This window comes from Candidatus Berkiella aquae (assembly GCF_001431295.2).
Classification (GTDB): Bacteria; Pseudomonadota; Gammaproteobacteria; order Berkiellales; family Berkiellaceae; genus Berkiella; species Berkiella aquae.
On the sequence record NZ_LKAJ02000001.1, the window covers coordinates 2,757,621 to 2,781,469 of the forward strand.

At 37.7% G+C, this 23,849-nt stretch carries 22 protein-coding genes; 12 read left to right on the top strand and 10 right to left on the bottom strand.

All coding sequences use genetic code 11. From position 1 onward, the window contains the following. Positions 1 to 7 precede the first annotated feature (7 nt). Positions 8 to 418 (top strand): hypothetical protein, encoded by a 411-nt coding sequence (locus HT99x_RS12050; RefSeq protein ID WP_075064678.1) that lies wholly within the window; start codon positions 8 to 10, stop codon positions 416 to 418. Positions 419 to 442: 24 nt separating this feature from the next. Here the strand turns inward: HT99x_RS12050 and HT99x_RS12055 are convergent, their stop codons facing one another. Further along, a complete protein-coding gene (locus HT99x_RS12055) occupies positions 443 to 3,172 on the bottom strand; it encodes an ankyrin repeat domain-containing protein (protein ID WP_075064677.1) in 2,730 nt (909 codons plus the stop codon). 151 nt (positions 3,173 to 3,323) lie between these two features. Between HT99x_RS12055 and HT99x_RS12060 the strand changes: the two genes are divergently transcribed. After that, the gene (locus tag HT99x_RS12060) at positions 3,324 to 3,653 is read left to right on the top strand and encodes a hypothetical protein (protein WP_075064676.1); all 330 of its coding nucleotides are present in this window, start codon (positions 3,324 to 3,326) and stop codon (positions 3,651 to 3,653) included. A 36-nt stretch (positions 3,654 to 3,689) separates the two neighbouring features. Here the strand turns inward: HT99x_RS12060 and HT99x_RS12065 are convergent, their stop codons facing one another. After that, the gene (locus HT99x_RS12065) at positions 3,690 to 6,116 is read right to left on the bottom strand and encodes an inositol phosphate phosphatase SopB (protein WP_075064675.1); all 2,427 of its coding nucleotides are present in this window, start codon (positions 6,114 to 6,116) and stop codon (positions 3,690 to 3,692) included. 97 nt (positions 6,117 to 6,213) lie between these two features. After that, complete coding sequence (locus tag HT99x_RS12070) at positions 6,214 to 6,546, bottom strand: hypothetical protein (RefSeq protein WP_075064674.1); 333 nt, start codon at positions 6,544 to 6,546, stop codon at positions 6,214 to 6,216. A 184-nt stretch (positions 6,547 to 6,730) separates the two neighbouring features. On the opposite strand from HT99x_RS12070, the gene HT99x_RS12075 reads away from it, so the two are divergent. After that, positions 6,731 to 7,102 (top strand): hypothetical protein, encoded by a 372-nt coding sequence (locus HT99x_RS12075; protein ID WP_075064673.1) that lies wholly within the window; start codon positions 6,731 to 6,733, stop codon positions 7,100 to 7,102. A 209-nt stretch (positions 7,103 to 7,311) separates the two neighbouring features. Here the strand turns inward: HT99x_RS12075 and HT99x_RS12080 are convergent, their stop codons facing one another. Further along, on the bottom strand, positions 7,312 to 8,103 hold the full coding sequence (locus HT99x_RS12080; protein WP_075064672.1) for a GNAT family N-acetyltransferase: 792 nt from the start codon (positions 8,101 to 8,103) through the stop codon (positions 7,312 to 7,314). 278 nt (positions 8,104 to 8,381) lie between these two features. On the opposite strand from HT99x_RS12080, the gene HT99x_RS12085 reads away from it, so the two are divergent. From HT99x_RS12085 to HT99x_RS12100, 4 genes are read left to right on the top strand one after another with little or no spacing between them, the layout of a single operon-like run. Further along, the gene (locus HT99x_RS12085; protein WP_083482725.1) at positions 8,382 to 9,380 is read left to right on the top strand and encodes an ABC transporter substrate binding protein; all 999 of its coding nucleotides are present in this window, start codon (positions 8,382 to 8,384) and stop codon (positions 9,378 to 9,380) included. Between the two features lie 5 nt (positions 9,381 to 9,385). Then, the gene (locus tag HT99x_RS12090) at positions 9,386 to 10,225 is read left to right on the top strand and encodes an ABC transporter permease subunit (RefSeq protein ID WP_075067076.1); all 840 of its coding nucleotides are present in this window, start codon (positions 9,386 to 9,388) and stop codon (positions 10,223 to 10,225) included. Then, a complete protein-coding gene (locus HT99x_RS12095; RefSeq protein ID WP_075067075.1) occupies positions 10,222 to 10,971 on the top strand; it encodes an ABC transporter ATP-binding protein in 750 nt (249 codons plus the stop codon). The genes HT99x_RS12090 and HT99x_RS12095 overlap by 4 nt, the downstream gene beginning before the upstream one ends. A 52-nt stretch (positions 10,972 to 11,023) precedes the next feature. Beyond that, complete coding sequence (locus tag HT99x_RS12100; RefSeq protein ID WP_083482945.1) at positions 11,024 to 11,608, top strand: HNH/ENDO VII family nuclease; 585 nt, start codon at positions 11,024 to 11,026, stop codon at positions 11,606 to 11,608. On the opposite strand, the gene HT99x_RS12105 is transcribed toward HT99x_RS12100, so the two are convergent. Continuing rightward, positions 11,583 to 12,335, bottom strand: a complete 753-nt coding sequence (locus tag HT99x_RS12105) for a methyltransferase domain-containing protein (RefSeq protein ID WP_158003408.1) — start codon at positions 12,333 to 12,335, stop codon at positions 11,583 to 11,585. The genes HT99x_RS12100 and HT99x_RS12105 overlap by 26 nt on opposite strands. Before the next feature lie 141 nt (positions 12,336 to 12,476). Continuing rightward, positions 12,477 to 14,165: a hypothetical protein gene (locus tag HT99x_RS12110; protein WP_075067072.1), complete on the bottom strand. Its 1,689-nt coding sequence runs from the start codon at positions 14,163 to 14,165 to the stop codon at positions 12,477 to 12,479. Positions 14,166 to 14,336: 171 nt separating this feature from the next. On the opposite strand from HT99x_RS12110, the gene HT99x_RS12115 reads away from it, so the two are divergent. The 3 genes from HT99x_RS12115 to HT99x_RS12125 all read left to right on the top strand — a co-directional run bounded on the left by HT99x_RS12115 (position 14,337) and on the right by HT99x_RS12125 (position 18,436). Beyond that, positions 14,337 to 15,938: a protein kinase domain-containing protein gene (locus HT99x_RS12115; protein WP_075067071.1), complete on the top strand. Its 1,602-nt coding sequence runs from the start codon at positions 14,337 to 14,339 to the stop codon at positions 15,936 to 15,938. A 180-nt stretch (positions 15,939 to 16,118) separates the two neighbouring features. Then, positions 16,119 to 16,622 (top strand): hypothetical protein, encoded by a 504-nt coding sequence (locus tag HT99x_RS12120; RefSeq protein WP_075067070.1) that lies wholly within the window; start codon positions 16,119 to 16,121, stop codon positions 16,620 to 16,622. Positions 16,623 to 16,855: 233 nt separating this feature from the next. Next, positions 16,856 to 18,436, top strand: coding sequence for a coiled-coil domain-containing protein (locus tag HT99x_RS12125; protein WP_075067069.1), 1,581 nt, complete (start codon positions 16,856 to 16,858; stop codon positions 18,434 to 18,436). 64 nt (positions 18,437 to 18,500) lie between these two features. Here the strand turns inward: HT99x_RS12125 and HT99x_RS12130 are convergent, their stop codons facing one another. From HT99x_RS12130 to HT99x_RS12145, 4 genes are all read right to left on the bottom strand, one after another. Further along, entirely contained in the window at positions 18,501 to 18,698 is a 198-nt protein-coding gene (locus HT99x_RS12130) for a DUF1328 family protein (protein WP_075067068.1), read from the bottom strand. A 119-nt stretch (positions 18,699 to 18,817) separates the two neighbouring features. Further along, positions 18,818 to 19,384, bottom strand: a complete 567-nt coding sequence (gene ybiA, locus HT99x_RS12135; protein ID WP_075067067.1) for a riboflavin biosynthesis intermediates N-glycosidase — start codon at positions 19,382 to 19,384, stop codon at positions 18,818 to 18,820. 161 nt (positions 19,385 to 19,545) lie between these two features. After that, on the bottom strand, positions 19,546 to 19,884 hold the full coding sequence (locus tag HT99x_RS12140; protein WP_075067066.1) for a hypothetical protein: 339 nt from the start codon (positions 19,882 to 19,884) through the stop codon (positions 19,546 to 19,548). Between the two features lie 76 nt (positions 19,885 to 19,960). Continuing rightward, complete coding sequence (locus HT99x_RS12145) at positions 19,961 to 21,325, bottom strand: FAD-dependent oxidoreductase (RefSeq protein ID WP_075067065.1); 1,365 nt, start codon at positions 21,323 to 21,325, stop codon at positions 19,961 to 19,963. A gap of 243 nt (positions 21,326 to 21,568) precedes the next feature. Between HT99x_RS12145 and HT99x_RS12150 the strand changes: the two genes are divergently transcribed. Next, the gene (locus tag HT99x_RS12150) at positions 21,569 to 22,837 is read left to right on the top strand and encodes a hypothetical protein (RefSeq protein WP_075067064.1); all 1,269 of its coding nucleotides are present in this window, start codon (positions 21,569 to 21,571) and stop codon (positions 22,835 to 22,837) included. A 145-nt stretch (positions 22,838 to 22,982) separates the two neighbouring features. Next, positions 22,983 to 23,849, top strand: a complete 867-nt coding sequence (locus HT99x_RS12155; protein ID WP_075067063.1) for a hypothetical protein — start codon at positions 22,983 to 22,985, stop codon at positions 23,847 to 23,849.

Below are 23,849 nucleotides of genomic sequence, written 5' to 3' on the forward strand. Positions count from 1 at the left end.
AGGATTTATGCACTTAGGTCCATATGATAAACGTAAACAAGAAACAGAGGATGAAATTAAGGAGCTTAAAGAAAAAAAGCTCGTAACCAATGCAAAAACCAGTTTAAAAGCACAAGAAACAAAAAAGCAAATCGCTGAAAAAGCAAAAGCAAAAAAAGAGAAACAACAAGCCAAGGCAAAAAAACGCAAAGAAATGCTGATTAATGCCAGTGATTTTCAACATCACAATGACCATTCCAATATAGAAGAAAATGAAAGCACTATTAAACGCGCAGCCATCACTGTAGAACATACCATGAAAATTGAGAAAGAGAAGCTAGCACGTGAAATGAAGGCCTTGCAAAAGGATAAACATGTTAGCAAAGGAATACAACATCATCATAGTGACGGTTCACGTAAAAGAAAGCGAGATCAATAAAGGCTTCATATTCATGAAAGAACGCTAGTGGGTTAATTTTCTTTTTGGCTGGTCTGCCTTTTGACTTGATAATTCCGTTTGGGCACGCTGTCTTTCAAAGTGCCCCTCACCAGCTTGTGTTGGCGAATCAAATAGGACTGCACTTTTTCTCTGTTCAACATTGCGCTTGGCTGTGGACACATTTGCTGCAGCACTATCGGTGGATGGTGCAAGAGAAGAAGGATTAACTTGTATAACACTTTGCACAGAGGTCCTTGCTTCTTTTTCTTTTGAACGAAATGGTTTAGAGACAAAATTAATCATTTTTTGCAGATTACTGCGGGGTAATTCATTGGGATTCATCCCTGCAGCAATTAAACCTTTATTTCGTTGGAAAGCAACCCCACCAGGAATTGTCAAATAAAACGCCTTACTGAGATGTTGACGATCTCCTTTTAGTAGCCCTGCTTCTAAATGGCGTAAAAAATACCCAAAATTATCACCACGGCTCGGTTTATGTTTAAGATTTTTCATATCCAAAACAATCTCATTTTCCTTTTTGTTAATAGGCGGTGATTTTAATTTGTCTAAAACATGTTTTGCAATTTCGATTGAGCGAGGATCATTACCATTAGCTTTTGTTTGTAAATATCTGACAAGAGGATCCCATTTGTGAATATTAGAGGAATCTTTATGTTTTTCAATATACTCATCAATGCTGGAAAAGCGATCATACGTTGTGAAGGCTTTAAATACTTTTTGATTGTCAATATCCTTATATTTTAAAATATCGTTTTCTTGTGGCGTAAGTTCTTCACCCTTATCTTTTTTCTGTTGCAGTTGATTTGCATCATCTTTTAGCGCCATCATAATGGCATCGGCCCCACGTTTCGTATTGGTATAAGTACAATTACCTTGTTTTTGTCCTTGTAGCCTTCGTTCATACAGTAATTTGGGGCCAAGGGCTTTAAGTTCATCGAGATCTAAACTGGCAGACATATCTGATTTCCGATTTTTGGTGCTTAACGTTTCAATCAAACTCGCTAATTTGGTACCATCCAATTCTCCATTAGCATTTCTGGGTAGTTTAGAAACATCGATTTGATAACATCTGACACTAGGCACTAAAGTACCGCCACCTTTATTGGAAACATATATTTTATCTTTATACATCACAATATTAGCAATATGACCTGGCCAATGACACGGGATTAAAATAGGCTGATTATTTTTATAACGATTTGCTTGTGCCGTATAAGTGTCGGTGTCAAATGTTTTATCCATATTTTTATACGTATCAGCAACGATTTGCAAAGCTTGTTTTTCTGCCTGAGTAAACTGAGCTGTGACATGAGGTATAGGCTCTCCCTTTTGAACCAGCGCATTCAAATCACTGACACGCGTATTAATACTTAACATGGTATGATAGACGCTGAACCCTTCATAAGCGATTGCCTTTCTTTTTTTACCGTCGACCTCATAGTCAAACTTTCCAACAAAACCAAGTCGATGTCCAAGCATAATGGTATTTGCAATTTCCTTGGTTGCTGAACGCTCTTCGCGAAGTTTTTTTAAGAATGCTGCACGCTGTTCTAACAGTGGGTTCAGCTTATCAAAGGGAGGAATATGTTTAGGGTCAAATATACTCGTTAGGAGTGTTTGCTGTTCTTCTTGATTTTTTTGCAAAAACTCAGCAGGATTGGCAATGATTGCATAAAATTTATCCATGTTTTCAAATATGACATTTTGATTCAATCGAGATAAATTTGCTAATTCATCTCTCAATGTTTTTAATTGATTATCTATTTCTTCTTTCTGTACTTGGCCATCAGCTGATAATTCTGCCTGACGTTTTGCAATTTCTACTTCTTTTGCTTTTATATCCTCATCGAGACTTCGATAAACTTTAGTGCGATATGGATTTCCATCTTCATCCGTTTTTTTATCCGCGAGTGCAAGAATGCTGTCGCGATGAAACTGAGTTTCTAGATTATCGATAGTAAATCTTCCTCCAGGACCATCTCGGTTTACTATTCTAGCTCTTTCGGTTGAAGCTTCTTCAACATAGGCACGGGTTTTTCCTTTGTTAGGATATATAAATAAATCTTGAAATTTATTTTCTCCTTCGTTGCCGCCTGCATTGGCTGACTTTTCATTTCCTGGAATCTTTTTATGAGATTCAAGCAATTCCAAGCCTGCACCTAATTTGACCAAGGGGGTAATAAGACCCAATTCGTTGGTAATCATCGCTTGTTGGATGGGCGTGATGCCTTCTCGGCTTTGCACATGAATATCAATTCCGTTTTGTGCCATTAATTGATCAAAATATTCAACTGCTCCTACACCTTTATTTTTTAAACTGTTGGCAGCACTATGAATAGCATAATGAATCGGTGCGTATCCAGCAGAATCCAGCTGATTCAGGTTTGCACCATTGCCGACCAGAAATTCAAGGTAATCTTGTGCGTCATTGCCAGGTAACACACCTGGGTCAAGAGAAGATAATGCGGTTAGTGGCGTTCTTCCTTTGTAGGGACCAGAACCTTCATAGAAACAATTTAATGCGGCTTGCTTCTCTTGATCGCTACCCAGTTGAGATATTTCTCTGCTAATCTCAGTCAGTTTGCTTTTTATTGCTTGAACTTGGTTCGTTTTTTCAGCTATTATTTCTGCTGAACTTTGGGCTTTTTCTAAAGCATTAACTTCACGATATCCTGCTTCAAGCTTTTCAAGCTGAGTTATCCACTCATTTCCAAGCTTTTTAGGATCTACCATAAATTCTAACTCCCTCTATAATTTTAAAATTGTGGAAGCTATAATACTATTTATGCCTAAAATAACTGTATTACGCAATTAAATTAAGCGTGCAACATCAACGTAATAAAGAATTAACGGCTTAAATTATTGAATATAAGGAGAAGGTATAATGAAAGGTGGTAGCTCAGATGAAATGCCCAATCTTGAGAAATACGAACCTGGGCTTCGTCAAAAATTTGATGAAATTATACAAGCAACGACACCAGAACTTCCCGAAAACGTCGCATATGCAAAAGACTTATTAAAAAAATTAACTGGTAATGAGCCCTACTTATTCAGTCAATACAAAGAAGACGTCGCAAAAATTGAGGCTAAGCAAAGGCAATTACGCAGACAGGGGTATTTCATTGATAGCAATCCGCCCTCTACACCTCAGAAAAAAGAACCTACTCCAGAACGACCACCCAAACGAAAAGGGCCCGGTTGCACCATCTCATAACGATAAAAATGCAGTTTTCAATCGGAGTCTATATTTCTATAATTTATTTGATTTGCGACGAGACTTGCTTGGTTCATCGCCTTTAGTAGGCGTTTTGGGTTGCTCTTCTTTATGTGGCTCCTTCCAAGCCGACGGTAAATAGCTAGCTGAGCGTGCCAATACCGACCTTTCATTCTGGCCATTTGAGACTTTGTGCCGTTTACTTATTTCAGGCTGAGGTATTCCACTCTCTAGCTCTCTTACAGGCTCTCTTGCCGTAGCGGCTTGATTAATTCTGGAAGTAGCTAAATTTGCTTTGCTGTGAACCGGATCGCCACCAATGATTTTATTCAACGCTTGCTGTAATTTTTCTTTCCAGCTAAGGCCTATTTTGGTGGATTCTTTAACAATGTTTGCCATCTTCTTATCGGTATAATAGCTGACCGTTGGCATTTCAAAATCAGGATCGGATACTTTTAATCCTGGGCAATCATCATTTTCTTGATTGGTTCTTCTATTGGGTGCACAAGTATGCACATCAGGCATGAGTTCATGAAATTTCACATGATCATCAGCATTATCCCAACGTGGTGCATGACCGTGTTTTTCTATAAATATACAAAATGCTTCAATATGTTCATTTAATAAGCCCGTTCTATCTTCGCCGCTTTTACAAAACCATTCCGTAAATTGATCCATGTGCGAGGCAAGCATGGCAAATCGTGCTTGAAAACGATAATTCGATTTATTTAAAAAATCAATTTCCTTTTGCATCGCATCGGCTTGATCTCGCAATGCAATTTTTTCTTCTAGATCAGAGGTTTTTGCAATTTTCTTGAGAATTTTGTTTTTTTCACTGGTTTTACGTTTTACATCGATAAACCGCTTTAAGCCAGGTTGGGGCTGGTTATAATATATATCCAATGCATCAACAAAAATTTGCATTTTCTGAAAATCTTTATTGTCCTTATATCTACCGGTTTCTTGCAATTGATTAAGCACGAGTTTTAAATCATTTGCTCTATTTTTATAAACGTTTTCACGGCCTTTTGCTAATGCTTGATGTAATTTATCTAATTTTTTTTCTTCTTTATCAATAATCTTTAATGCATTGGATCTTTCCTTTTTAATTGCCTTTAGATCTCCTGTAAAATTAGGATCAGATAATGCTTCATTGCAACGCTCTAATTTTGCATAGGCTTCATGTAGCGGTTGATGATTAAAGGCCGCAATTTTTTCTTTATTGTCTCTAATCCCTGGTAAACTTTCCATTTCTTCAAACCTCTTGGCTACCCGTTTTAATTGAGTATCCGTCAACTCAGGAAAGGTCTTGGTTACATTATTAATCAGTTGATCCAATCCACGATTATTAACGCGTTGTACTAATTGACGAGCCGCTGGTGTCCCTATGCCTCTTACTGCATTCACACCAATACTCATGAAGGTTGAATTTAGTTGCACTTTCAGTGGTTTGCCATCTGGGCCTTGAATATCAAGGGTAATGGGTCTCCCTTGCAGTGACCAATAGGCTAAGCGTGAATCATCCACTTGGCGATATTGTTTCATACCATCGACCAAATCGCCTTTCATCACCGGTGAAAGTAAGCTCATTGAAGAAATATCTAATATTAAGGGATCGGTTAAATTTTCACCTTTTGAAATTTTTTCAAGGGCAGCCAAGGTCATCATCTGTTTCACATTTTGTAGTGTTCGATGTTGCCTTTGTGCATCATTGTTTATTTTTAAAACGGAAGGAGAACCATGTCGATGACCCGCAAAAACGGTTTTATCATTGATTTTTACTTCAGTGCGCACGGCATTGGCTTGGCCAACTTGGCGGCCATCACGAATGGTACTGGGGTTGGTATAAGGCCTGCCTTTAGGTGCTTCTGTCTTATGTACCTGTTGATATAGCTTTTCTTGCTCGCTGGTTAACCAGCCTTCAGGAATATGTGAACTGGTGACCGTTAATCCCTGAATATCATAGGTATTGTGTTGTGTTGGCCTTGCCTGTTTAGCCCGCAAATCATCCGCTTTACTATTGATTTTCTTAATGACTTTAGCAGGATCTTTTTTAGGATCCACCGCAAATGCAAGCAATTGATTGATATGTTGCATTTTTTCAATAGCGCTTCTATAAGTGCTATCAAATGCTAATTTATATTGCGCTTGTGCTTCGTGAATTTCTAATTGATGGGTTTTATGATAGCCCTTTTCTGCCATTTCTTTAGCAAAACGAAGAAAGTCTTCTTGTTCTTTTTTTGCTTTTTGAAAGGCAAAAAAATCATCGGGGTGAAAAAGCGCATCAATTTTTCTCTCGAGATCATTTAATTGCTCTTCATCCCCATTTAATGCGCGTGCAGCAGCAATACGGTTAAGAGCATAGCGCCTGAACATTTGCGCATCCATGACAGGCGTATTTTTACTCTCTTCATCATTTCGGTAAATGATTTCAGAAATTTCTTGATGAGCACCTGGCAACATATCTCCTCCTGCGCTTTAAAATAGTTGCATCCACACCCATCCACTGGGAGGAATACCTATATTAAAGACAACAAAAGAGGAAACTTAGTTCCTTGTGTTATAGGATATGGCACATTCTCTTTTTCTTTTTAGAAGGCATTGTTTCTTCTGGCTCAAGCACAGAAGGGGCTTCTCCTACTACAGACCTAGTATTCCTCGCTTGAGCATAAGCTGTCGTCATACTTGGCGTAGGCTCTAAGATTTCCATATTAAGGGTATGCTTGTACTCTGTGAAGGCATTAATTTGTGCATCTGTTAATTCGTTTTGGAGCTCTTCATAGCGTTGCAAATCATTTTCGCGTTGTGCTTTAAGAATTCTACGAAAAATATCCAAATCATCAGGTAAAAATGTTTCCAATTTTTTCTGATCTTTCAAGTCTCTTAACATCATTATCTGATTCCTTTTTAAAACAAAATATTTAGGCAGCTAATTACTTAAAGTTCTTAATAAGGCAAAATATCATCTGAAATGCCCCTCACTATTGACGTCCAACAACTTATCGAATATTCATTAGCAAAAGATTAAGTTCATCAAAAAACATAGTCAGAAAGCTTTAATGATATAGGAAACGCAAATGAAGAGCATCAGCGCAGGGCTACTCCTACTCCTTTCACTTAACGTATTGGCAAATGATCTGCAAAATGACCCACAAAATGATCTACAAAACTATTTACCCAGCGACGAAACACAGAATAATGCCAAAGAAGATCTTTCTCAAGACTGCATTAAATCGATTGGGCGTTTATATCGCTTCTATTTTCACGAAATTTATCCCAATCCTAAAAATGCAGCTTGTAAAGAGCTTTCAGCAACTTTAGGTCCCAACGAGGCAGCGCAAATGCAAATGATTGTGACCGAATTTAAATCGCAATGCCCTGCTGAATTAGTGACTAAAATCAACGGTTCTTTCCGTGAATTACAAAAAGAACGAGATAGCGCCGCATAGTAAAAGTGTTTTTTTACCCACAGCAGATGACTTGCCCCCTCAAGGGTACCTGGTCGGGTAGGCCTCCAATTCAGCTGCTTCTAAAGCAAAAATAATATTTTTGCGTTCAGCCAAAGCACAGGTTGTTTGAGCAGCGCAGTTTACTTAATCGTAAATGAGCAGCGCAAAACAACCTGTAACGCAGGATCAACGCAAAAAGAGTGTTTTGGTTATTGTTTTTTGACATAGTAGTGGTTTATACCATACACCTTAAACCCGCATCGACGATAAATATTGTAACCACTATCCGAAGATTCAAGATAACAATGTTTAAATCCTAACTGCTTTGCAACATTCATGAGATGACGTGTGAGTGTGGTGCCATAGCCTCTTCTTAATGCAGATGTCTTAGTGGCGATATTGTGAATCATCACCACATCGTCTATTAAAAAGAGCGTACCGGATGAAACGACTTCCTCTTCTGAATAGGCAACAAACTGTTTTAAGACGCCTGTTTCTTTAGAGACTTTCTCATTTAATTGACGAAATAATTCACCACCATCTTTCGCTTCAAATCCTTCACAGATAGGTTGTATCCATTTTAGCAAATTGTCGCTACTTAATAGTTCCTGAACACGAATGCCAGGATGATGTGATTGTGTGTCGACGGTTGATAAATCGCAATACATACAAGGAACCGATTCGATGACACCAAATTTTTCTTGTAATAAAAGTTCATGAAGATTAGCTGGTGTTGATAAAGCTGTTCTAACCAGGGTCCAAGGAACTTGGTAATGGCTAAACCATTCATGCATATTTTCGCAAATATCATGGATATCGTGAGTATTAATTTCTCCTAAATAAGCAATGTTTAAAAACGGAGAGTCAATATCAGTCACAATAGCGGTAGTATTTTTATACGTTTTTTGATTACTGGCTAATGCTGTAAAAAAGCGCATAGTTGCGCTTAGTCCTTGTTCGAGTAACGCTTGGTCTTCAATTTCAATTTGAAATGTCTGCATGGTTTCACTTTCTATTAAGTTATTGTCTTTATTATCATTTTTAAGTTTATCACGATAATGCTACCGCTCGCGATTTCGTGATTTTTACCCCTTTACAGTTCTTAGGATATCAGATACATTCGATGTTCTATAGTGTTAACTTTGGAAGAATAAATCATGGCACAACTTTATTATTATGCATCCTTCGGTTCTTATCGATTTAAAGGCTATTTTTATGCCGTGATTTTTGCCTTTAATCAGCTACTTTGTAACCTTATTCAATTGAACCGGAGCCTATTATGGAACAGATCATCAAAACTGCAGCAAAAAACGTAAAGCTTGTTTTAATTCTTCTCTGTCTCTTATCTTTCTCTTCTCCCATTCTTATTGCTAACGAACTTCCCCTTAAAACCATTGCCATTACTGAAATTGTCTCTCACCCTTCCTTAATTCAAGCGAAAAAGGGTATTTTAGATGTTCTTAAAGAAAATGGTTATGCATCAGGCAACAATCTAACGGTTCTTGAAGCTAATGCTCAAAATAGTCTTGCAACAGCGGCATTGATTGCTAAAAAATGGGTGAGTCAAAAGCCCGATGTGATAGTCCCTATTTCCACACCTTCCGCACAAACGGTCATTAAAGCAGCTAGAGGGACAAACATTCCCATTGTGTTTGCTTCAGTTACCGATCCGATTGCAGCAGGTTTAGTGTCACAATTAACAGGCAATGATTTCATTTCTGGTATTACCGATTCACCGCCATTACAAGAAGAATGGGCGCTTATCCAAGCTCTCCTTCCCAATGTGAAATCGGTGGGTGTTCTTTATAATCCCAGTGAAGCCAATTCAGCCAAAACACTGGCATTATTCAAAGATAGAGCGCCCTCTTCTATCAAGATCATAGCGGTCAGTGTTAATAATACGAATGACATTAAAAATGCACTCAACTCGATGATCGGTAAAATCGATGCGCTATATATCCCTTCTGATAATACCGTATTCTCTTGTTTACCTACCTTGGTGAAATTAACGCGTCAACACCAACTCCCTTTATTCTCAAGTGATCCTGATTCAGTCAAACAAGGGGTTTTAGCCTGTATTGGTTACACACAATATGAGGTAGGAAGAGCCGCAGGGAAACAAGTTCTCCAAGTACTAAAAGGTAAAACAGCATTACCTATTATGACGCCTGAAAAAATGAGTCTCGTAGTTAATGAAACAACCGCCAAAGCATTGCATCTTCATATTCCCTCTGAATTATTGGGTTTATCTGTTCTTGTTGTTCATAAGGATAGTTAAACATCATGAATTGGTTACAGTTATCAGGAGCCTTTGAATTAGGGCTCATTTATGCATTAGTCGCGATGGGTGTTTATATCACTTTTCGTATTATTGACTTCCCCGATTTAACGGTCGATGGTAGTTTTGCATTAGGAGGTGTCGTCGCAATTGTACTGCTGCTAAACCATTACCCTCCTTTACTTGCCACATTCATCGCAACGCTTTGTGGTGCGATGGCTGGCATACTGACAGGCTATTTACATACTCGTTGGAATATCTTAGGCATATTGGCTAGCATTTTAGTCATGACTGCGCTTTATTCTGTTAACTTGCGTTTGATGAACCAACCTAACGTCGCCTTACAAAATGAGTTAACACTTTTCTCATGGGGGTCTATTTTATGGATAACAGCTCTCATTGTCATCTTGAGTTTGGTAATACTCGTCTGCTTTTTTCACACGCATTTTGGTTTAGCGATGCGCGCTACGCATGTCAACATGGCTATTTGTCATGCTTATGGGATCCAAACTACTTTAATGAAAATAATTGCCTTAGCATTGAGTAATGGCATTGTTGCATTAAGCGGCGCATTATTCGCGCAATCACAAGGTTTTGCTGATATCTCGATGGGAACAGGCACTATCATTGTAGGATTGGCATCGGTTATTTTAGGAGAATCTCTATTTTCACCTAAACAAGTCGTTTATGCATTACTGGCTTGCATCATCGGTTCAATCTTGTATCGCGTTGCTATTGTTTTAGCCTTAAATGGTAATCAATTTGGCTTATTACCTTCTGATTTAAATCTGATAACTGCTTTGCTTGTCATTAGCACGCTGATTTTGCCGAGGTTAAAACAATGATTATACTTAATAATATTCATGTTCATTTTCATCATGGAACTCCACTTGCCAAACATGTATTACGTGGCATCCATTTAAAAATCAATCAAGGAGAGTTCATTACCATTATTGGCGGCAATGGTGCAGGCAAATCGACCTTAATGAATGTTTTAGCAGGAGAGGCATTTCCTTCTCAAGGTGACATTTATTTCAATCAACAAAACATTACCCGATGGTCTGCTTGCAAGCGCTCTTGCAAAATTGCACGCTTATTTCAAGATCCGATGCAAGGCACCTTTGCTCATTTAACGATTGAAGAAAATCTCAGTCTCGCTGTTAAACGTGGAAAACAACGTGGCCTACAACGCCATATCAATCCGCAATTGCGACAAAATTTTAAGTCTTTGTTAGCGCCGCTCAAACTACAATTAGAAAAAAGACTGCATCATAAAGTGGGCACTCTTTCTGGGGGGCAGCGCCAAGCTTTAAGCCTTATCATGGCAACATTACAACAAACTGAACTCTTATTGCTTGATGAGCATACAGCAGCGTTAGATCCCAAAACAGCGCAGAATATTATGCTACTTTCTCAACAAATCATCCAAGAACGGCAAATGACGGCGTTGATGATTACGCATAGTTTGTCGCAAGCGCTACATTTTGGTGATCGAACTTTGGTGTTAAGTGAGGGTAACATTGTTGAAGATCTTTATGGTTCTCGTAGGGCACAAATGCAACCTGAAGTATTAATGAAATATTTTGTATAACGATATTGAATTTGTTATTGTAGTCAACTGATAAATTCTTTGTATTATAATTATGTTAGTACTATTTTGTTCCAGAGTATCTAGAGCATCCAAAATTGATCTTTGCCAAGCCATGCAAAGCTTATCAATAACGCAGCAACCATCATCCACAGTTCCTAGACGATGGTTTCATAGTACTAACACGCTTTTTAAAGATACCCATCATTTAGACAGCAATGGCTATATCAAGCAAGTTTATTTAGAACAACGCAAGCAGTTTTTACAAAAGCATCATTTATTGCAAGATTGTATTGAATTTAAAAATCATATTGTTTATCAAAATTTGCATTTATATGATTTTGCACAAGTGGATTTACATGGCAAAACGAATTTACAACGCATGCAACAAGGTTTTTGTCCTATTACACTTGATGCAGAAGATTATTTAACAATTCATCATTTTGATCAAACGCATGATGGCGACTGGATCATTCTGCCCCATCGCTTTCATGAACAATATGATCGCGAACTACACAGCCATATTCGAGTTAAGAATGGGGTTATTCGTCATGTCTTTGCCAAAGAAAGGCAAGCTTATTGGCGGTTCATTGCTGATATGCTAGAAAAAAAAGCTACTTTACACACTCATAAATTATAAATTTATCTTGATTGCTTGCAGCTTGTGACTTGTCATATTTTTTATAATGATGGATTTGGTTAAAACCAACCGATTTTAAACATTCATTCATTTCTTCTATCGTATAAAACCGCAATTGAAAATGCTCAATTTCAGTCTTTACTAAATTGCCTTTTTGCACTAATTCGTAACGGCAGATAATCGAACCTACCTGTCCTTGTGGCCTTAATGCACAAGTACTTAAGATAATCATACTGTCGTTATCATCTTGATTGAATTTTGCATCCCCTTCCCAAACGCCCAAACGTTCTGGAACGGCTTTAAGTGTTTCAATCTCAAAAACCAATTTGCCACCAGGCAGGAGATGTTCATACATCTGCTGTAAGCTCAGTTTCACCTGGACCGGATCGATAATCAACCCAAAGGAACCACCAGGGATCAGCATGAGATCATAGGCTGTGGTTGTCTTAAAATCATGTAAAAATTGTCGCCACACCAGCGGCTGCAGATTTCTTTGTTGGCATTTTTGCTGAAGCTTTTCGAGCATATACACGGATGCGTCAAAACCATGAATATCAAATCCAGCTTCTAGAACAGGCAATAGAAAGCGTCCGGTCCCGCACATAGGCTCAAGAATTGGCCCTTTTGCTGCCAGAATGTACTGCATATAAAATGCCAATTCATCTTCAAAAACCTTCGGCTTGTCCCAGTCATAATACTGCGTACACAAATGTAGGTAAGTGTGCATTGACTGCTCGTTGTTATTCATTAGTTATGAGACTATTTTACTACTACAAAAATTCGCCAAGTATACATTCACCTTTTAGAACAAGCTAGGATTAAGGATTAATTAAATAAGTTAATTAGTTTACGCAAACACTTGACTAACTTACCAATTTTTTAAGACGCGCATACATAGCCTTCTGGTATTGGCGTAACTGAAAGTCATTTTAGGGGTTGCGATATCATCAATTGCTGAAATATAACCATCTTCTACTTCCACTTTATGTGAATAATATCCTCGATTCTTTTTGACATATTCAATATGACGCCATAAAAAACCAGTCGGAGTTTTGCGTGCCGCAGGCTTTGGGATTTGATCGAATGTAGCCATAAAAGCTGAGTCTTGACGAATCAATGTTTGAATCTTTAATGGTGTTCTTGCAAATAGATCGAGTGCTCGCGCTCTGTCATTTCTATCTTTGATAGTTTTGTTTCTTTGACCATGATGAGCTATGATGACTTGCTTTACCAAATGAGCATAAAATTGAATGAGCATAGGATGTTGAGCATAAAACATATTTTTCACCAGCTCATCAATCTCTCGATTTCTCATGAAATTTGAAAAACGCTTATATTTTCTACGATTTCTTTCAGCGAAAGCAACCTCTCTAATCTCTGCTTCACTGGCATCGGGTTTGGTTTGCAATAACACAATCAGTGCTTCGATATTTGCTTTAGGATTGGAAAAAGTACAATTGTCATATTTTTGAATCTTACTTGAAAAACGAGCCACGGAGCTTTTAAAATCAATCACTCGCTTAAGTAGATTATTAAATGTCGTATGAGATTGCGCAGTCATAAGCTCTTTGAGAAAATCTTCATCTATTAAACTTTGAGCTTTTATTTTAAATATTTTTGAACCATAACGCGGATCACCACAGGGACCACGATTGGTATAAACCAGATAATCACCACGCAATGAAATGCTAACAGCATGATCATCCCAACCAGGCGTCAGTGCAATCAGTTTATTTGCTTGATATTGTGCTAATAATGTTTTCGCAGCATTATCTTGATAACTACAAGTATTTTTTATCAATAGCTGCCAATTCCGCCGATAAGCTTCTTCAATCTCTACAAATAAAGGTGACGAATAATTTGTCTTGGCATAAGCATCGAGGTAATCTATCAATACTTTGGCTGAAACTTCGGTTGGTGCATATCCTGTTTGAAAAGAATATTGATGCCCATGATAGGACATCGTCACAGGATCTCCTAACCCTAAAACATGTCCTGCTCGATATGCAAAATAATACATATCTATTAAGGGGGTAACAGATGCACTCCATTGTCGGCTGACATTGAAATAATGATAGAGTATCTTAATGGCAAATTCAGGAATGACTTTTAATTCATCGAAATCTTGACAAAGTTCAAGTAAATCTTCTGAAAAATAATTTCCTACTAGTAGAAAATCCTGAATTCCTTTCCAATTTAAATTGCGCAGCAAGTAACTGAGTTGTTTTTTGGGTAATTGAATACTTTTAAGATGCGCAATAATATGATTTTGTTTGGTTTTATCTAACTCTTTAGGATATAAATTATTAGTATAAGCATGAATAAATTTATCTCGTGAGCCTTGTTGAATCAATTTATTGTTTACAAGAATAGTGATCTCACTATTTTCACTTAATAAATCAATAAAATCCAGCATCTGATGATTGTCATTAAAACAGTTTAAAGTCTCAATCAAGTCTTCACTGCTAAGCCGCAGTGGACTTTTGATGGTGTATTGAACAGGTAACGTTCCTTTGCGCGCTTTTTGCTGTATTTGTTTAATCGTTAATTCTGGCATACGACAGATTTATTAGTTCGTTGACTTATGTATGTAAGGCAAGCATGTTACATGACATCTTATATTGAAACAACATCCGCCTCCTTGATCAATTAACAGCAAGTTCAACCCAAAATGCTTTGCACTGACTATAGTTGAATCATATATTTGGTTAACTATCTTGGAGGTAACATGCTGCTGAGTCCAACTGATCAAACAATCCCCTCAATCACGAGAGAACCGCTTTTACTATCGAAAGAGGCTTTACTCGCCCGCAAACAGGCATTAGGTAAGCAAACACTTCAAGAAACCACGATAAGCCTCTACACCGACAACAGCAATCCTCTCTTCCCTAAACAATATGAGATTGTCTCCTTTATTGATGGGCATCAGCTAGTGCGCGTTTTTGCTATCGATAAAAATGCCAAACTTGGCGAAGGGGCGCAAGGCGAAGTCTATTTAGCACAAGAATTATTCGAAGATAAAAAACCAACTCCCACAAAACCCCTATTATCGATTGTGAAAATAACCAGTAATCAAATTCATTTTGATGATTATCAGAATGAATTTGAAATATTGAATCATATCCATCGTAACGCCGAGCAGTGCCTTTATAAGCAAAACGAAGCCGAAACGACTTTCTTATTTAGCCCCTTTTATCCTGGCATTAATTTACAAGACATTTGCTATTATAATTTCAGCGGGCAACTTGTAAAAAAACCCCTTAACGAATTGTTGTTGATCAAATTATTTCAGGGAATTTTATCAGAAGTACAACAACTTCATCAGAAGGATGGCGTATTACATCGCGATTTAAAACTCAACAATTTTTTAGTCGAGATTAACAATGACAAAGTCAACGTTAAATTAATTGATTTTGGCACTTCCTGTTTAATACAAAAGTCAAATAAATCATTTAGCGGCACGGTTGGTTATCAAGCGCCTGATTTAACCTTGCCCCCTAATCAACATGGCATCTATAATTTACAACACGAATATTATTCAGTCGGTGTAATATTGGCAGAACTCATTGCCAATGAGAATTATCACCGATATATTGAATATAAAATGCGCGATTTTGCCAGTAGCAATTTCCTTGGAACCATTCAAAAAAGTGATCTAAAAGCCAATTTACCTAGTGTCTTTGCCGATAAGTCAAACGAACGTTACCCCACGTTTGCAGCTTTTGTTGAAATGATAAAATTGTTAACCAAGAAAGATCCTTTCAAACGTCCAACCTATCTAGATATTGAGAAAATGATTAAGCGGCTTACAACTATGGAGCAAGATTATTACCTACGACCTGATTCTCCAAAATCAGAGTCTGCAACACCCCGAGAACCCACTTCATCGCAAGATTTTTCTATTCGCTTCACGGGTTTTAAGAAAGAAGAACTCACACGACAATTAGAAGCATTAACGTCTGAATTAAAAAGTATCCAATTTAATGATAAGCCATCTTCCTCAATGGATACGATGCAAATCCATTTTGCCTTAAGTTTCTCAAGCAGTAGCCCTAGCGGTTATAACGTCACTCGACCACGAAGCCAATCTGAAATACCGCCCTTAAATCTTGAAAGCCTACCTCAAAGCAGTGAACGCATTGCAAAATCACGGCGTAAGAAAGTTTCGGTAAGCCCTAAAACTACCAAAACGCCTCCCAATTCACCAACCCTACCGTCTATTGCTGAACCCGATCATAAACAATTAACTTTGAGAGCGTTTTTAGAAGAAGAACACAAAACAGAAAAAAAAGAAAAGCGCAAAAATAAAAAATTAGAAAAACCTCATTAAGACTGAATAGCCCTGATAATATCAGGGCTATATTAAAATGAGTTAATTTTCCAAATGTCTGATTATTGTGACCGATTATCCGCCAGTCATAACCAACTATCGCGTTTATCACCACAAGGATTGCGCTCTTTTTGTGCCTACGATAATTTCTGCTAATCATTTACTTAAGGAGAAGATCACATGCCAAAGTATCAACAAAATACTCATCAACCTCATCATCCCGTTACCGCAAGACCACAAGGCGTTCATAAGCCTCATCGTGTGTTACCTCATGCTCATACATCGCATGCTACACACACCAGAACATTCACACCGGCAAGAGTATATCATGCCACTCATACCCGAACACCGACTCCTGCAGCAGTTGCAATAACCGTAACAACCGCACCACACCCTATTACTCATGCAAGAACGTTTGTACCAGCACCTGCAGTAGCACCACACCCTGTTACTCATGCAAGAACGTTTGTACCAGCACCTGCAGTAACGCCACGCCCTGTTACCCATGCAAGAACATTCGTGCCCGCACATGTTACCCAAGCACTATTAGCAACCCATCCAGTTTCCCATGCCCGAACTTTTTTGCCTGCTGCAACAAACGCGATTGCCAGTAATCCTGCTTTAATGCAACCCGCAACGGCACCTCATGCTCATCATTCCACGATCGTACGTTTGCGAAAATAAATCGCCTATTCAATTTAATTTTGCGACAACTTTCTGAAAAGTTGTCGCTTGTTATTCTTGAATAAGAGTCACAGCGTATTCGAACATTTCCTGACATCAATGATGGTATTCTAGCCATTACAAACAATCTAATTGACTCAGTACGACTAATTAAGATAAAAATCCACTGGCTATTTTTTAGCATATAAAATCAGCTGAGTTTTTTGTTCATTAGAATAATAAGGAGATGTTTAATGACGATTCTATATTGGGCAACAGCAGAAAATGACTTGAGGAAATTACTGCAACCTTCTGAAGAGGGCGTAATTAATTTAGAACAATATCAAGTTACCTTATACCGTCGCATTCAAGATGCCTATCAAGCCCACCAAGGTGAATCTTACCCCGTTATTCAAGTGAAATTTATCGGTGACACATCATCTTTCCCTATTGCAGGTCCAACAGTCAGTATTCCAGCATGGGAAATTGAATATGCTAAAGGGGCTTGGTCAGAACAAAAAGATCAGATCGTTAAAGCTCTCAGAATAGCGACCAATGTTAAGCATGAACATGACAAAACATTGCTGAATCAAGTAATAGAAGAGGGTCTAAAAACCGCTTCTGAATTACACCGCTCAATCTCGCAACAAAAAGCAGATTACGAACAACAACTCAAACGACTTGAAGACGCAATTGCAGAAGAAAGGCTGGCTTTTGAGAGACAACTTGAAGAAACAACCGCAGACAAAGATCACCAGCTTGCACAGCAAGAAAGAAGCTTAGAACAAGAAAGACAAGGTTTTGACGTTCGTCTTGAACAAGCAACGGAAGAAAAAAATCAACAACTCGCAGAGCAAGAACTTAAATTTGCAGAAATCTCTAGACGTTATGGTGCGTTAAACAAAGAAAAAGACGCATTAAAGCTCAAAATTATAGAATTAAGCGAACAACTTGATGATTTATCTCGTCAATTAGAAGACGAAAAACAAGCACGACAAGAAGACCGTGATGCCGATCTTGAAGTTCGTTCACAGCTTGGCAATCGTGTTACCAGTGAAATTGAGGAGTTAAAAGCTCGGTTGATTGCTGCTATCAATGAACAACGTCCAGCACCTCAACACGTTTCTGAGTCTGATGTTGAAGAAGATGAATATGATGATGAGTTCGAAGATGAACTCGAGAATGAACTTGATGTTGAAGATGCCGTCGAAGCACCTCCTACCTTGGCAGCTTCTAAGCCCGAGCTTTCAGAACAGAATCCATCGCTTCTTGCAAGATTAAATAAACGCCCCCTTCTTAAAAACGGGCTACAATTGACGTTTTCGGCAGGTGTAGGCGCTTTGTTCTTTTATGCGGGTGGCGTTGAAGCGGCAGCTGGATTGTTAGCAGATTATGTGATGCCTTCCGCTGGACTTGATGCTGCACTGACAGGTCTTGCTACAAGTCTTGCATTCCTTGGTACGAAAACTGCTGAGTATGGAATATCGTTGATAAAACCTGCAACTTCAACGCCTGCAGCCAAAACAGCGGCAACAGAAAGTGCACCCCAAGTTGCAAAATCAACGGCACAAAAACAACAAAAGGCAGCTTCTACTTTACATAAAATTCTAGAATCTGATTCAGAACTGTCTCATGACGTATCGTACGAAGAAGCTTCATCGGAAAAATCTAATTCAAGAAATGCTCGTTCGAAGCAAAAATGGTCAACTCCTTTAAGAGATGTCATTGGAACTCGTTCAACCACACTTGCTGCGCGTAATGCTCAACAAGCTGGCAATGATAATAGAAACCCAGATACCACCAATAAAAGAAAACAAAAAATAACTGGATTCTAACCTTTCAAAAACCTATCACTCCCATGGAGTGATAGGTTTTCTCCCCTTTAATCTGTTATTGTTACTATCCCTTTGGCCCTCGGCGCACAATATGCGTGATTAATGACATCACAAACAATAAGATAAACACAAAGAACAGGATTCTGGCAATCTCGCTTAAAGCTCCTGCCAATCCACCAAAACCTAAATAACCTATGATAACCGCGATGATGGCAAAAACCACGGCGTAATACAAAAGAGAATTCTCACCAAAAAATCTCATTAGAAATTACTCCTATGAATATCGCTTCTCTATCTAGATAGACTCCTCTTGTACAAATTAGTTCAATATCGACCTATAGGCATTTTATGCACTGATACCCTAAGCAGTATGCTTTGATATCAGCCTTTCAACCTTCTTCTCACTTTCATCAAAGCAAATCCTAGCAAATTCAATCCCAGCCACTTTTCTGGATCTTGAATTTGCAGATCATTTTCTGCTAAGCCAATACCCCAGATTTTATCAACCGGACTTGCTTCTACTAAAACCTGATTGGCGGTCTTTAATAAAAAATGTTTTAACAGAGGATTTTGTGCAAATTTGGCTAGATTGCCCTGAATCACTATTTCACTGCGCTGTTCTCGCCATTGTGCTTCATCAAAATGTTTTATTTCTCTTCCCAAGGCTTTAACTTCTTGTGGACAAATTGCCTTCAATATTTTTTCAACGATCACCTGATCGTTAAAAAGCCGCGCTTTTTCTGCCATCATATAGTGTTCAGCGGTTAAATAGGTCAGGTTATTAATCTGAAATGGCGCAGGATACCACTGACTCAAGCAGCTTTTACCGATACTTGTGCCTACTTTAGATTGATGTCCCCAAAAAAAGAGATACTGTGGATTAAAGCCTTCGCGGATCGCTTGAATTAAAGCTTCAACATCATCAAAAAACTTTTCACGGAATGACATAACACACCTGTTGAAAATGAATCACATGATATAATTTATGAATAATCACTATAATGATATTTACCTTTTTTGCAATTTTATTCAATCGAAGAAAAAAAATCAGGATCTTGATGAGGATCCTGATTTTTTGATAACTTTGACAAGTTTTTTTAGACAAGACGTTAAAACAATTTGTAATTACCACGAAAGACAAACCACCAATTTGCAAACCAAATAATGGCAGTGACCAATGCAAGTGGCAATAATATGCCAGAGAAAGCACTGACAGTAATAATGGGATTGTAAATCATCACAAACAAAATGAAGACAATGCCCCAAATCATATAATATGGCGGTTTAGTCGTGAATAATAAATAAACAATATAAGCAGCAGCAATTGAAACCACGATTTGTAATAACAGAGGAAACAATAACGCTGGCCAATTTATAGGCAATAACGAAATTAACAATAAAATAATCGGCAAAAACCAGACTAAAAAAGTGATCATTGCTTTATTCATGGCAAACCTCTGCTTTTTCTTAGCCTCTTAATTTTAATGTAGCAGAAGAGATCTTGATTAGTGATAGTGGGCTGATTTAATAATCAGATAACATTTTTGCAAGTCGTTCCGCTGATTCAACCGCTGCTTCCATGGTGCCTATTTCATCTAAAATGGTCGCATGCTCACCAATAAAATAGATCTTATCTTCGATAGGTGCAAATAACGGTTTAAATATGGTGCCGTTATAATCAACTCGTTTGTCAATCTCATTTTCGAGGGTAATATCAAATCCCGAATAAGAGCCTTGTGCATAGGGATCTTTTTTCCAAGATTTAGCAGCAGGTTCGCTATACTGAACGTAATGAAGATCATTGACTTCAATAAAGGGCAGTTCATTAAAAGAAGCGCTTGGAAACGCTTTTCTCAGTAACTGATGGGTTTGTTGAAAAGTCCTTTCACTAAAAAGGATTTTTCCATCATCATGAGTAAAATAAAGATTTAAAAGTTTTTGGTCATCGTTAAAAAAGGCGCCCATCTTAGGACTTGCTGCCCAATGGCCTGTGCCAGGAGGATACTGGATTGGCATTAATACTTTGGTGGTTGTACCATAATGCATACCACGAATACGATTTAATCTATCTGAAGCAATGATTTCAGGCGCAAACGCAATATCACGATACACCGTACAAGGGATTGCTAATACTAAACTATCACACTGCGTGTTACTTCCATCCTTAAAGGTTAAAACTATCTTTTTATCATGAGTATATTGAACGTCGGATAATGCTTTATTGAGATGGATAGATTGCCCCATCCTATCTGCCAGGCATTGTGGTAATTTAGCATTGCCTTCTTTAAGAGAAACACGATGTATAACTGCTTTGCTCTTGGCCACCTGGTGAACTTGCGATAATCCACCCGATAACATATGTATTAAAGTATTAAGGTTGTGAGGATTCGTTGATAACAATGAAGGATCTATTCCTTCATAGCCATTGAGCAAAAAACTTAAAAAGCCCTCTTGTGCAGGTGTTAACTGCAGCCTAGTTAGCACTTCTTGCATATTCTGACAATTTGCAGCAATTTGTGGGATTGTCAAATGCGGTTTATCATGTTTAGTAAGAATTTGAGAAATCAACGCATTTCTCTGATGAAGTATTTCGCCATCATAATAGACTCCTTCAAAGGGGATAGCATCTTCATTTAATTCAAGATTAAGTTCTTTTATTAAAGAAAGTATGTTGGTTGCCACCCCACCATCCATGATATTTTGTGCACCAAGTTCTGCATGAGAAAAGCCGCCTTGCCTATTTTGCACAAGGACGGTCTGGACTCGCCCACCTACACGAGGTCTTGCCTCATAAACGGTGACATTTTTTCCTTGCTGCTTCAATCGATAGGCAAGTACCAGCCCTGCAAGGCCTGCACCAATCACAATAATTTTAGATTTTGCATTCATCGATTGCCTTTCCACAAAGGATTACTTCCTGTAGAAGTTATTATATCGTTTCACACTTTGACAAAACAATTTTGGTTTTTTTGCCAAAGTACATGATTAAAAAAGCAAAACACAAAATACAGTTGAATAACTCACGCAATTTAACTGCTTATTCATGGCATTCGTCTGCCTCCCATTGAATAAGATTTCACATTTACATAAAGTCGCCCATCTAAACTTTTTATAACATAAATGGGGGCTAAAATGCCGCAAGCAGTAAAATTATCATTATCACAATTTGCACATGTTCTTAATGCCTTAGTGTTAGGACAACATATCTCTCGCCATCAAATAACAGCGCATTCTAATCTTCAATATCATCAATTACCCTATGAACTTTCACGGGCAATGAAAAGACTTGACGATTCCTTGCATTTATCTAGCGTCAATAAAATACTCAACTCCCATTATGAATTTGAAAATTTTATAAAACAGCTAACCACCTTTGCTATCGAATATCATGGTTCAAAAGCAAATACCGAAAATCAACAAGCGGCTTATTTAGCAGGTTTCTTAGTACATCATCAGATTGAAGTAGAAATCAACAATCATTCATACTCAGTCCGTGATTTAATCTTGACGCAATTACCTGATTACATTCAATATTATTTAGTGACAGGCCAATACCATCAAATACATGAACCATTCATTCCACACGGTGGTTATGCGTTTTTAAATCAAGACTGGTTAAACAATCGAAATTATCCTTCTTTAACTGAATTAAACGTTCGTTGGACTCAAGAAAAGGCCAGATTAGATCAGCAAGCGCAATACAAAGCCCAATTAAAACAATGGGAACACCAACAACATCTGGCGTTTAGAGCACAACATCATTTTGATGGCATGGTTCTTAACTTAAATCAGCTATCCTATGCGTTAGAAGCTTTTATCAAATCTGATATAGTAAGATTGGCAAATCAAAATCATTTATGGCAATTTAAGCCACAATTATCACAAAAGATTTCTGATTTAATGACAAAATTTGCCCAACTTGCACGCACAACGAATGTTTGGGCACCCAGCAGAACCGAAGAATTAAATCATGTTTTTGTTTTGTTAATGAAAGAAATTATTACCGATGCAAAATACAATAATCAACCAGCATCAAAATTGCTGTTAGGATTCTTGTTACATCACAATTTCCATTTAAATGTAGCTAATCAAACTTTTAATATGGGTGATATTTTTTGGGCAGAAGCAACTCCACAAGAGAAGCAATTACTGCAACTACAACCAGGTAAAGCATCGACTCAAATGCCTTATGTATATCAAGAATGGCAGCAACGTCAGGGGTATCCTGGAAAAGCTCAGATGGAGAAGCTATTAAGCAATGCGCCTCAAGTGACATCAGCGCCTGCTAATCACTTTTTGCCTTCATTTAGCCAACAGCTACGAACACAATTAGCAAATACCCAGGCAACGACCAATAATCCATTTAAAGCACCTTATCTACCGACCCGAATGACATTTTAATGGCTGACCGATGGATTTCTTGTTTCAAAACTTGAAATCCATCGCACCTTTAATCCTGCATAAAGAATCAGTTATTACAAAATGAACTATTCTCATTCTTAAACAGTCTATCGAGTGTATATAATGCTAATATCCAGGCGAGGGTATGATGAGTGAAGAATCATTTTTAGAACAACAACAAAAATTAATTGGATTATGCTCTGATGCAGATAAACTGGCATTTGCTCTCAAACAATATTTAGGCGTTACTTTCTTTCGTTATGTCAAATCTTACCCTACCAATGAAAAATATATCATCTGCAATAATGAAGGGTGGTTAAAAGCTTATTTCGCAGAAAAATTTTATAACAATGAATTAGCCGACTACAGAAAACATCCTATCGGCTCAAAAGGAGTGCATATCCATCATCCTTGCACCCGAGATCATCCTGCCTGCAATTTTTGGCGTGCCAATAGTGAAATTGGTGACTACACATGCTTTATTTATTTTTTTGTAAAATATAAAGATTATTTCGAATCATATAATTTTGGGCTCAAAGGTGATGCTCACCAAACTAATGATTATTTTTTTAATAACCAACATCTATATAAGCATTTTTTCCTCTATTTTAAATCACGCGGCAAAGATTTGCTGCAACAAGCTGAAGAAGCAAAATTCAAAGTTGATGATACGGGGGAATATAATTTACAAGACAATTGGTTACTTGGCATTAATGAAAGCATGACCAAAATAGTCATGCAAGAAATGCCCCTCTTGGAGGTTTATTTAGATGATGAGTTTGTCAATGTTCCTTTATCTTTAAAAGAAGCGCGTTCATTGAAATATTTCTTAGAAGGTTATAGCATGCAAGAGTCTGCTGAAAAACTTGATATCTCTGACAGCGTGCACATTGAAACCTTAACAAGCGTTATGGAAAAATTGCATGTTAAATCATACAACGACCTTAGATCGCTTTGCTATCAAAAAGATATTGCTCTCAAGCTGAGCTTTTTAAACAAAGATATTCGATAA